At 63.6% G+C, this 11,583-nt stretch carries 9 protein-coding genes; 4 read left to right on the forward strand and 5 right to left on the reverse strand.

Annotated elements, in window-relative coordinates; genetic code table 11:
- Positions 1–47 precede the first annotated feature (47 nt).
- The gene (locus tag AC1PLA_RS05350; RefSeq protein ID WP_016904578.1) at positions 48–542 is read left to right on the forward strand and encodes a peptidylprolyl isomerase; all 495 of its coding nucleotides are present in this window, start codon (positions 48–50) and stop codon (positions 540–542) included.
- Positions 543–657: 115 nt separating this feature from the next.
- Complete coding sequence (locus AC1PLA_RS05355; RefSeq protein WP_024938556.1) at positions 658–1,644, forward strand: malate dehydrogenase; 987 nt, start codon at positions 658–660, stop codon at positions 1,642–1,644.
- Between the two features lie 191 nt (positions 1,645–1,835).
- On the opposite strand, the gene AC1PLA_RS05360 is transcribed toward AC1PLA_RS05355, so the two are convergent.
- From AC1PLA_RS05360 to AC1PLA_RS05380, 5 genes are all read right to left on the reverse strand, one after another.
- A complete protein-coding gene (locus tag AC1PLA_RS05360; protein WP_411862672.1) occupies positions 1,836–2,450 on the reverse strand; it encodes a glutathione binding-like protein in 615 nt (204 codons plus the stop codon).
- Between the two features lie 63 nt (positions 2,451–2,513).
- Positions 2,514–2,975 (reverse strand): cell wall hydrolase, encoded by a 462-nt coding sequence (locus tag AC1PLA_RS05365; RefSeq protein ID WP_016905076.1) that lies wholly within the window; start codon positions 2,973–2,975, stop codon positions 2,514–2,516.
- Positions 2,976–4,105: 1,130 nt separating this feature from the next.
- Positions 4,106–5,419: an MFS transporter gene (locus AC1PLA_RS05370; RefSeq protein WP_481106162.1), complete on the reverse strand. Its 1,314-nt coding sequence runs from the start codon at positions 5,417–5,419 to the stop codon at positions 4,106–4,108.
- Positions 5,420–5,717: 298 nt separating this feature from the next.
- A complete protein-coding gene (locus AC1PLA_RS05375; RefSeq protein ID WP_481105719.1) occupies positions 5,718–7,757 on the reverse strand; it encodes a 2,4-dienoyl-CoA reductase FMN-binding domain-containing protein in 2,040 nt (679 codons plus the stop codon).
- A 579-nt stretch (positions 7,758–8,336) separates the two neighbouring features.
- On the reverse strand, positions 8,337–9,359 hold the full coding sequence (locus AC1PLA_RS05380) for a zinc-binding alcohol dehydrogenase family protein (RefSeq protein WP_481105720.1): 1,023 nt from the start codon (positions 9,357–9,359) through the stop codon (positions 8,337–8,339).
- A gap of 416 nt (positions 9,360–9,775) precedes the next feature.
- On the opposite strand from AC1PLA_RS05380, the gene AC1PLA_RS05385 reads away from it, so the two are divergent.
- Both AC1PLA_RS05385 and AC1PLA_RS05390 read left to right on the forward strand, forming a co-directional pair.
- Positions 9,776–10,873 (forward strand): OmpA family protein, encoded by a 1,098-nt coding sequence (locus AC1PLA_RS05385; protein ID WP_016904179.1) that lies wholly within the window; start codon positions 9,776–9,778, stop codon positions 10,871–10,873.
- 190 nt (positions 10,874–11,063) lie between these two features.
- Positions 11,064–11,579 (forward strand): hypothetical protein, encoded by a 516-nt coding sequence (locus tag AC1PLA_RS05390; RefSeq protein ID WP_481105721.1) that lies wholly within the window; start codon positions 11,064–11,066, stop codon positions 11,577–11,579.
- Positions 11,580–11,583: the final 4 nt, after the last annotated feature.

Raw genomic sequence — 11,583 nt, forward strand, 5'->3', positions numbered from 1 at the left:
TGTATTCTAATGGGCTGTCATACACCCTGAAACCTGCAAGGATTTCCATGTCCCTGATTGCCCATTTCGACACCACCCGCGGCCCGATCGTGGTCGAGCTGTTCGCCGACAAGGCCCCGCTGACCGTTGCCAACTTCGTCAACCTGGTCCAGCGCGGCTTCTACGACGGCCTGAGCTTCCACCGCGTCATCGCCGACTTCATGATCCAGGGCGGCTGCCCGGAAGGCTCCGGCCGCGGCGGCCCGGGCTACCGTTTCGAGGATGAAGCCAACAACGGCGTCGGCCACGAGCGCGGCGTGCTGTCCATGGCCAATGCCGGCCCCAACACCAACGGCAGCCAGTTCTTCATCACCCACACCGCCACCCCGTGGCTGGACGGCAAGCACACCGTGTTCGGCAAGGTCACCCAGGGCCTGGACGTGGTCGATGCCGTTGCCCAGGGCGATGTGATCAACAAGGTGACGATCGAAGGCGATACCGACGCCGTGCTGGCCGCCAAGGCCGACCGCGTCGCGGAGTGGAACAAGATCCTCGCCGCCTGATGTCTTTCCCGAACGGCCGCCTTGTGCGGCCGTTCGTCTGTCACTGCGCGCCGCCAGGCCTTGCGCCACGCCAGCGTGCACCTCCACCCATGTTTTTTAGCAGAGGAAACTCCCCATGAAAGCACCTGTTCGTGTTGCCGTGACCGGCGCTGCCGGCCAGATCGGCTATGCCCTGCTGTTCCGCATCGCCTCCGGCGAAATGCTGGGCAAGGATCAGCCGGTGATCCTGCAATTGCTGGAACTGTCCAATGAAAAGGCCCAGGCCGCGCTCAAGGGCGTGATCATGGAGCTGGAAGACTGCGCATTCCCGCTGCTGGCCGGCGTGGTCGGCACCGACGACGCCGAAGTGGCGTTCAAGGACATCGACGTCGCCCTGCTGGTCGGTGCGCGTCCGCGCGGCCCGGGCATGGAGCGCAAGGACCTGCTGCTGGAAAACGCCAAGATCTTCACTGCGCAGGGCGCGGCGTTGAACAAGGTCGCCAAGCGTGACGTCAAGGTGCTGGTGGTCGGCAACCCGGCCAACACCAATGCCTACATCGCGATGAAGTCGGCGCCGGATCTGAACCCGAAGAACTTCACCGCCATGCTGCGTCTTGACCACAACCGTGCGCTCAGCCAGCTGTCGCAGAAGCTCGGCAAGCCGGTCGGCGGCATCGAGAAGCTGGTGGTGTGGGGCAACCACAGCCCGACCATGTACCCGGACTACCGTTTCGCCACCGCCGATGGCGCGTCCATCGGCGATGCGATCAACGACCAGGAATGGAACGCATCGACCTTCATCCCGACCGTGGGCAAGCGCGGCGCGGCGATCATCGAAGCGCGCGGCCTGTCCTCGGCTGCGTCGGCCGCCAACGCCGCCATCGATCACGTGCGTGACTGGGTGCTGGGCAGCAACGGCAAGTGGGTGACGATGGGCGTGCCGTCCGACGGCTCCTACGGCATTCCGGAAGGCGTGATCTTCGGCTTCCCGGTGACCACCGCCAACGGCGAGTACACCTTGGTCAAGGATCTGCCGATCGACGACTTCAGCCAGAAGTACATTGACAAGACCCTGGCTGAGCTGGAAGAAGAGCGCAGCGGCGTGTCGCATCTGCTGGGCTGAGTTTCTCGCCTCGCTGTTGTGACGAAAACGCCGGGCAATGCCCGGCGTTTTTTATGTGGCGCTTGTGCGATGCAGTGCGTGAGATGCGGTGGGCTGCGGCGCGGAAAAGCCACAGGCATGCCCATCGATGTTGTAGAGCCGGTGCAAGACGCATGGCCGCTGCACCGATCCCTTCGCGCGCTACTCTCGGCTCAGGCCAGGCCTTCGGCCTGCAATGCGGCCTGCACATCCGTATCGTCCAGCATGCGCTGCACGAATGCATCCACTGCGCTCAGGCCGCTCAGGTCCACGCCCACCTTCTGCGCCCATCGCAGCGTCACGAACAGGTACGCATCGGCGCCGGTGTGGGTGTCGCCTGCCAGCCAGTTGCGCCCCTGCAGATGCGCGTCGACACGTTCGTACAAGCTGCGCAGCTTGCTGCGTGCGTCGTCATGGCTGCGCGCGATCAGTGCGTCGTCCTGCAGATAGGCGGTGCTGCCGAAGATCGGCTTGAAGGCCGGATGCACATCCGCATTGGCGAAGGCGATCCAGCGATTGATCTCCGCACGGCTGCGCGCGGTGCCATCGCCGGACAAGCCGGTGAGCGGCGCGATGTCGGCGATGTAGTTGAGGATGGCCGCGTTCTGGGTCAGTGCCCAGTCGTCAACGAGCAGCAGCGGCACGGCACCGGCCGGGTTGAGGCGCAGATACTCGGGGGACTTCATCGTGGCGGCGTCGACCACCTCCAGATCGAAGGGCAGCCCCGACCAGCGCAGCACGATGTGATCTGCCAGCGAACACGCGCCCGGCTTGGTGTACAGCTTCATGAGAATTTCCGCACAAGAACGAAGACGCAAGCTTAGCGGCAACGCGTGAGTGCGTGGGCAGCGTCAGGATGCGGTGCGCGGGCGCAGCTTCTGTACGCGATAGAACGTGTGGTCGCCGATGGTGGCCACCTGATAGGCATTACGCCAGCTCGGGCTTGCGATCGCGCTTGCGGCAAAGTGACTGGCGCCCGGCACGATTTCCTTGCGTTGACCCACCGGCAGCGCCCAGTTGCGCTCTGCAGCCAGTGCCACATCCAGCGCCTTGTTCCAGGCATCGTCGTTTTTCAGCTGCGTTCCCGGAGCCACGATGGTGGGCGCGAACTGCTTGCGCGCAGTGACCACCTGACACATCGAGTCGCCCCACAAACCGCTGTCCAGCCGACGCAACGCAACTTCCGCGACGGCTTGCTGGCCGCGCAAGGTCTGATCGCGCGCTTCCAGGTACACGGTGGTGCTCAAGCACAACGAATCTGCAGCCGGCTGCGGCAACAACTGCGACAGCCAAAGTATCCAAACCAGTTTCATATAACTCCTTGCTCCGTATGGGCCGATCCGCAGAGCATCCAAGGTGGATGCACCAGTACAGAGGGCTTGGCGTCATGGGGAGGCGACCTGCCACGGGTCGCCCGGTCTCCGGCGAAAGAAGATCTACCGGAGGTGCCCACCAAATGCGGTGGGTCAAAAAGTTGGCGCAAGGTAGGCGTCGATCACAGAATCGCGGCTGAATAGGCGGGGTTGACGCGTGTGATTGCTTGCTGCATCTACCGCTTCGCTCAACGACAACAGTGCGATGCATTCGTTGTGTGCGTCGCATCGCGGTGGCGACAGCGATGCTGTAACCGATATCGACACGGTGCCCGCGCAGTGTTGCGCGTCTGCGCGTTTGTTCGAGATACGCAATGCGTTGCGCGTGGGCTACGCGTATAGCGTCATTGGCAGGCTGCGCTACACATCATCGTCACTAGTACGTGTGCTTGCGTCCTGCGGTTTTCTACCGCAGCGGGGATACATCGAGATGCGAACGCGGGGTGCATAAAGGAACTTTCAGTGCGTGGTGCTTGATGCTGCCCGGATCATGCGTCGAACGCTCGCATGTGCATCGTAGAGCGCGGTGTTGTAATCACTAGAAGAGGCGTCCGAGTTGCTCGATGCGCGTTGATGGTGACGAGTGAGCACGAAGCGCCACGACGTGATTTGCCCTCGCATCCCATCAACAAGTCGCGCGCCAAGCTTGCATATGCATCGCGCACAAATGCGTCAGCGGAATTTTAGATGGCGTGTAGTGGCCGCGCAACGATGTGTAGCCGAGATCGTCAAAATCATCGATCACGATTCTTTCGACGGTATCAGTGGCACATCTGCGTTGGCCATGCAGAAATCGCATTGCGCGCTTGCTGCCGCTTTTGCTTATTCGCAGTGCATATGTTCAAACGTGTCAGGCATCTTGAATCAAACGCATCAAGTTCGACACGGTGCGAAATAATTTCATGCAGACATGCAGACATGCAGACATGCAGACATGCAGACATGCAGACATGCAGACATGCAGACATGCAGACATGCAGACATGCGTGACGATTGCCGAAGACCACAATTGCAGTCAGCGCAGACCCTTATGCACAAGTATTGAAAATCGTCGTGCCTGATCGAGATTGTCAGACCTGACTCGACGGCATTGATGCAACAGGTCTGCGTTTTTCAGGCATTGCAAATGCACTGCCGATCCAGGCGATCAGCACGCACAACACGCCGCAGAGCATCGGCCCCAAGGCCATCGCCCACGCCAGATGCGCATCGTTTCCCGTGTGATAGTCGGATGTGCCCAGCAGCAGTCCGATCACGCCACTGCCGGCTGCCAGCGCGAGTTGGGCGGTCGCGGTGAGTGCGGCACTTTCGCGCGCCTGCTTTGCGGGGCCATTGTGCGAAGCAAGTTCTGCGTGGCGTGCCCACACCCATTGCCCGGCACTACCGGCCGCCAACCCAATGCCGAAGGCCAGGCTGGCATCCAGCACGTAATATCGAGACGTAGCGATGGCGAAGAGCAATCCCAGTCCGGACAACGCGGCTCCACTCAGGCCCAATCGACGCATTGCCACGGTCGGCCAACGCGCTGCCAAGGGCTGTATGCAAACGCTGCCCAACGCATATGCAATCAATACCGCGCTGCCCCAGCCGGCCGAGCCGGTACGCGACTGCGCCAGATACGGCGCCAATTTGGTGAAAGTCGGCAACGCCAAGGCCAGTGCGGCGATGACCGCCAAGGGCAGCAACTGATCGCGCCGCCAATAAGAGGCAGCTAGCGGCGGCGATGCAGTGGCGGCAGCCGTGTGCGTGTAAGGCTGCAGTGCGTTGCGTAACCACCATGCCGACAGCAGTGCGATGCTGCTGACCAGCGCGACCACCATTAACGCAGTCGATGCGGCGGCAGGTGTGCCGGCCTTCAGGACCAGGCCGATCGCGGCGCTGACCAGGAGTGCGGCCAGCCCGCTACCGATCAGACGCAGCGCACTGACGCCGCGCGCGCCACGCCAGGGCCAGTGGCCCAATCCCAGCAAGGTGTTCTGTGCGACGTCACCCACCGCATAGGCGGCCCGGAAGGGCAGGCTGAGCAGCAATACGCTGATCAGGTGGACATCGGCGGGAAGTGATGGCGTCACGAACAGCAGCGCCAGGGCGATCGCTGCCAAGGCGATGCCGCGCCACTGCGAGCGGCCGGCCCAGGCCAGGCTGACGCCGGCGCTCCAGCGTCGCGCTGCAAGCATGCCCATCACCGCACTGACGACCAATCCGCCGGCGACCGACACGCCGGCGGCCACCGCGCTCAATCCGACGTATTCGGTCAACGCAAAAATCAGCAGCAACTCGCTGGTGTACCACAGCAGGCTTTTGCCAAAATGCGCCGCAACGTAGGCCCGCAGCGCTGCCGGCGGCAGGATGGGAGGCAGCGATGCAGTCAGCGTCAAGGGCATGTGCGGGTTATAGCCGAGCTGCGCGACAGGAAAAAGAATGTACCGCGCTGCGCCGATCAGCGGCGTTCGCATTATCGGGCGCCAGATCGATGGCAGCGTTGGGGTGCGCACCGATCCGGCGCATCCGACGCCGGCGTGGACGCCTGCGCCGACATCGGATGGGCAGACCGGTCATCGCTCGACCACCACCATCGGCGCTGATGGTGGGGCACTCTTGCTAAAACGAGACTCGCACGGAGGTTCATGCAGGCGCCGCGAGCAGGCTGCTGTGGCGTTCAGCGCGTTACAGCAGCGCGTGTTACAACTTCGCCGCCAGTCGGCAGGCCTGATTGATCGCGCGCTTGGCATCCAGTTCGGCGGCGACATCCGCACCACCAATCAGATGCGGTTGCTGCCCGTTGGCCTGCAGGGCGGCCAGCAGGTCGCGGCGCGGTTCCTGCCCGGCGCAGATCACCACCGTGCCGACATCGAGCAATTGTTCGGCGCCTTCCACGCGGATCCGCAGCCCGGCGTCGTCCACGCCCAGATATTCCACGCCGCCCAGCATCTTCACGCCCTTGGCCTTGAGCGTAGCGCGGTGGATCCAGCCGGTGGTCTTGCCCAGGCGCGCGCCGGGTCTGCCGGGGCTGCGCTGCAGCAGCCAGACCTGGCGGGCAGGGCGCTCGGGCTGCGGCTTGGCCAATGCGCCAGCTGTCTCGAAGCTGGGGTCCACGCCCCATTCGGCCATCCAGCGCGCAGGGTCCAGCGACGACGATGGCCCTGTGTGCACGAGAAATTCGCCGACATCAAAGCCAATCCCGCCGGCCCCGATGATCGCGACCTTGTCGGCAGCGACATGGCGGCCCAGCACCACGTCGAGATAGCTCACGACCATCGGGTGATCGGCGCCGGGGAAGTCCACCTTGCGCGGCTCGATGCCGGTGGCCAGCACGATCTCGTCGAAGTCTTTCAGGTCTGCCGCTTCTACCCGGGTATTCAGGCGCAGCTGCACCCCGGTCGCGTCGATGCGGTGGCCGAAGTAGCGCAGCGTCTCATTGAATTCTTCCTTGCCTGGGATGCGCCTGGCGACATTGAATTGCCCGCCGATTGCATCGCCTGCATCGAACAAGGTGACGTGGTGACCGCGCTCGGCGGCCACCGTTGCGCAAGCCAGGCCGGCCGGGCCGGCACCGACCACCGCAATGCGCCTGGGGTTGGGGGTCGGTGCGTAGATCAGTTCGGTTTCGTGCGCTGCGCGTGGGTTGACCAGGCAGCTCGCCAGCTTGTTGTCGAACACATGATCCAGGCAGGCCTGATTGCAGGCGATGCAGGTATTGATGGCGTGCGACTGGCCGGTGCGGGCCTTGTTGGCCCATTGCGGGTCGGCCAGCAGCGGGCGCGCCAGCGATACCATGTCGGCCGCGCCATCTGCGAGGATGCGCTCGGCCACTTCAGGCATGTTGATGCGGTTGGTGGCCACCACCGGAATACGCAGGTGCGGCTTGAGCTTGGCGGTCACACCGGCAAATGCCGCGCGCGGTACCGAGGTGGCGATGGTCGGGATGCGTGCCTCGTGCCAGCCGATACCGGAATTGATGATGGTCGCGCCGGCCGCTTCGATCGCCTGTGCCTGCGTCAGGATGTCCTGCCACTGGTTGCCGCCTTCGACCAGGTCCACCAGCGACAGCCGGTAGATGATGATGAAGTCCGGCCCGCAGGCCTCGCGAATGCGTCGCACGATCTCCACCGCAAAGCGCATGCGCTTGGCCGCATCGCCACCCCAGGCATCGCTGCGCTGGTTTGTGCGCGCAGCGGTGAATTCGTTGATCAGATAGCCTTCCGATCCCATCACCTCCACGCCGTCGTAGCCGGCGTCGCGCGCCAGCCGCGCCGCACGCGCATAGGCAGCGATCTGACGATCCACCGCACGTGCCGATAGCGCGCGAGGAGTGAACGGGTTGATCGGCGCCTTGAGTCTGGACGGTGCCACCGACAGAGGGTGATAGGCGTAGCGCCCGGCATGCAGCAGCTGCAGGCAGATCTTGGCGCCGTGCGCATGCACCGCCCGGGTGACCTGACGATGCGGGCGCACCTCCCACGGCCACGACAGCTTGCCGCCGAACGGCTTGAGCCAGCCCACCACATTCGGCGAAAAGCCGCCGGTGACGATCAAGCCGACCCCGCCGGCAGCGCGCTCGGCGAAATACGCGGCCAGTTTGGGGAAATCGCGCGCCCGGTCTTCCAGACCGGTGTGCATCGAGCCCATCAGGACGCGGTTGCGCAGTTGCGTGAAGCCCAGATCGAGCGGTGCGAACAGGTGCGGGTAGGACGAGACGGACGGGCCGGTGGCGGGCGACATGGTGTGGATACGCTGGCGTACGGAGTGCGCACGATGCAGGCAAACGGGCCTGGCGGCAAGTCTTGACGCGCGCGGCCGGTGCTGTCGGCAGCTTGGGACGAGGGCAGGGCGGAGGGTGTCAGCAGTTGACCGCGCATCAGCTAGGGCGCTCCACCTCTATCTGTATCAGAGCGCCCAGCTGGGCAAACAACAAACGAGACGGCCTTGGATGGCTGACGTGCGATCCGGCGCTCGCCGACGCTTCGATCAGTTGCGTTTGCTTGGCGGCCGCGCTCCAAGCGCCACGCTGGCCGCCGTGGTCACAGTGGCGACTCTCTAATAGAACAGAGCCGATCCACATCGGCGTTCCTATCGCGGAACAGATCGCCTTGCGTGCATTTCGGCGCACGCAAGGCGACTACGCCGACGCCACAGCAGCAACGCGGGCCGCACGACCAGGAGGCCAGTCCCGCTTTGCCGCCGATTCAAGCGCGTGAGCCGTGGCCTTGCTTCCCTGACTTATGTGCAAGCCAACAGGTTATGCGCAAGCCAACACGCCCAGTACCCCACGCAGCAGCCGCACTGAAGCGTTAATGCCGATCACCAACCCGCCAGCACCAGCTTGCCGATCGTACTGCCGCTTTCCAGCCGTCGGTGCGCCTCGCGCAATTGCTGCGCATTGATCGGCGACAGCGTTTCGGTATGGGTGGTGCGCAATTCGCCCGCATCAATCAGGCTGGCGGCGCGGTTGAGGATGCGGTGCTGCTCGACCATGTCCTCGGTTGCGTAGCGGGCACGGGTGAACATCAGCTCCCAATGGATGCCGATGCACTTGGATTTGTAGGGGTCGCCGATCGACAGCGGGCCGCGCGGCTCCACGATCAAGCCCACATGCCCCTGCGGTGCCAGGATCTCGCCCAGTTGCTCCCAGTAGCGGTCGGTGTCGGCCAGGTTGAGTGCGGCGTCCACGCTCTGCATTCCCAAGGCCTGCAACTGCGGCTGCAGCGGCTGGTGATGGTCGACCACATGCTGGGCGCCCATCCGTCGCACCCATTCGATGGTTTCCGGCCGCGAGGCGGTGGCGATCACGCTGAAGCCGGCATGCCGCGCCAGCTGGATCGCGATCGAGCCCACGCCGCCCGCGCCACCGATGATCAACACGTGCTTGCCGCGATTGCGGGCGCCGTCGAAAGAGAACGGCATGCGCTGGAACAGCAGCTCCCAGGCGGTCAACGTGGTCAGCGGCAGGGCCGCGGCCTGGGCGAAGCTGAGCGAGGTGGGCTTGCAGCCGGCGATGCGCGCATCGACCAGCTGATATTGCGCATTGCTGCCCGGTCGGCCGATGTCGCCCGCGTAATACACCTCGTCGCCGACTGCGAACGCGGTGACCTCGGGGCCTACCGCTTCGACGACGCCGGCCGCGTCGTAGCCCAGGATCTTCGGCGCATCCAGCGTCTGCGGCTTGGGTGCACGCACCTTGGTGTCGACCGGATTGACCGAGATTGCCTCGACACGCACCAATAAGTCATACCCCGAAGGGGCCGACGGGGCCGGAAGTTCCATGTCAAGCAGTGCGGCGGGATCGTCGATTGGAAGATGACGGGTGATGACGACAGCTTTCATCGGGTCGCTCCATGTGGGGAGTTCAGGGTGCGTTGTGAAGCCGTCGCGCTGCAACCACCGGCCCCACAATTCAGCTCGGACGGGGCCTGGCGTTCACCAATGTGGTTTTCGCATCACTGCGCAGCCCGCCGGCAAGTTGGATCCGCTAGCGTATTCAACTGGCTTAATTGGGCTGCGGTTCATGCGGGTCGGATGTGCAAACTGAGTGCGCGGTCCTTCCCTTCATGAAACTGTATACGTAGTATTGAAGGGGATCGCCGGCTCTGGTGATTGCTTTCACATGTTATATGACCGTTAACGCGATCTTCACTGAAGCCGGCTTAATCTGCGCCCCGATGGCTCTGGATGTGACGAGCATCTTTACCAAGAACAACGCCTCTATCGGTTTTATCTCCCAAAGAAGGAGCTGTATACACATGAACAAGAAAATTCTCACTGCCGCGTTGCTCGGCGGTCTGGCGGTTGCCCAGGCTGCTTCCGCGCAGGAGTTCGATGACCGTTGGTACCTGACCGGTAGCGCTGGCTTCAACTTCCAGGACAGCGATCGTCTGACCAATGATGCCCCGTTCGTCACCCTGGGTTTGGGCAAGTTCGTTAGCCCGAACTGGTCGATCGACGGCGAGCTGAACTATCAGAACCCGAACTTCGATGCCAACCAGGATCAGAACTGGAGCCAGTACGGCATCTCGTTCGACCTGCGTCGCCACTTCATCCAGGAAGGCCGCGGCTGGAACCCCTACCTGCTGTTCGGTCTGGGCTACCAGCGTTCGGAAGAAGAATTCGACGCGACCCCGAACCCGGTTTCGCCGGGCCAGCAGAAGGACGGCAACTTTGCCGCCAAAGCTGGTGTCGGTCTGCAGACCACCTTCGACAAGCGCGTCGCCGTGCGTGCCGAGTTGGCCTACCGCGCTGACTTCAACGACCAGAGCGTTGCTGCTCCGCAGGAAGACTGGTTCGGCGACGTGCTGGCTTCGGTCGGCGTCGTGATCCCGTTGGGACCGGCTCCGTCGACCGCTCCGCCGCCGGCTCCGGCTCCGGTTGCTCCGAGCTGTGCAGACCTGGATGACGACGGTGACGGCGTCAACAACTGCGACGACAAGTGCCCGGCTTCGCAGCCTGGCCAGACCATCGGTCCGGACGGTTGCCCGGTGCCTGTGTCGATCGATCTGAAGGGCGTGAACTTCGACTTCAACAAGTCGACCCTGCGTCCGGACGCCGTCTCGATCCTGAGCGAAGCGACCGAGATCCTGAAGCGTTACCCCGACCTGAAGGTTGAGGTTGCTGGTCACACCGACTCGAAGGGTACCGACGAGTACAACCAGAAGCTGTCCGAGCGTCGTGCGACCACCGTGTACGACTACCTGACCAAGAACGGCGTTGATGCGTCGCGTCTGGTTGGTCCGATCGGCTACGGCGAGAGCCGTCCGATTGCTCCGAACGCCAACCCGGATGGTTCCGACAATCCGGAAGGCCGTGCGAAGAACCGTCGTACCGAGCTGAACGTCCAGAACTAATTGGACCGCTAGCTGTTGCATACAAAACCCGGCCTTGCGCCGGGTTTTGTCTTTGTGGGGACCGCAAAACCTGCGCCTGGGCGGCCAAATCCTGTCTGTGTTGCCATCCAGGCACGCTTCCGGTTGAAACGGCGTTCATCGCTGCCTACACTCGCCGCGTCAACACCACACTCATAATTGGAAGAACCCGATGCTGCGTACCGCTACGGCTGGATTGCTCTGTCTCGCCTTGATTCCCGCCGCCTACGCCGCTCCGAACTGCGCCGGCAGCACGGTGTCCCAGCCGCTGCCGTTGCCCGCCACCGTCATCGCGCCGGCGGCTGCCGAGTTCTACACCCGTAGCGTGCAGCTGGGCATGCCCACCGGCGTGCTGGCACAGCCCTACACCACCGAGCAGTCGGTGGACCGCGTGCTGCTGCGTCTGCGCGTGGAAGGCTGCCAGGATCTGGCCAAGGTCATTCCGCCCGGCGGCACCGTCAATCCGAACGATCCGGCCGCCTACAAGGCCACCACCGCGTTCGACAACACGCCGTGGCGCTTTGACATGAGCCAGAACGGCAAGCGCATGACCGCCGAAGAATTCGATGCCTGGATGAGGGCGCGCGGCGTGCGTGTGGTCAAGGCACGCCCGGTGGCTGCACCGGCTCCGGCTGCTGCCGCAACGGCAACGCCTGCGGCCGACGCCAAGTCGGTCGAAAATAAGTAAGCAG

This window comes from Xanthomonas sp. NCPPB 1826 (assembly GCF_056725285.1).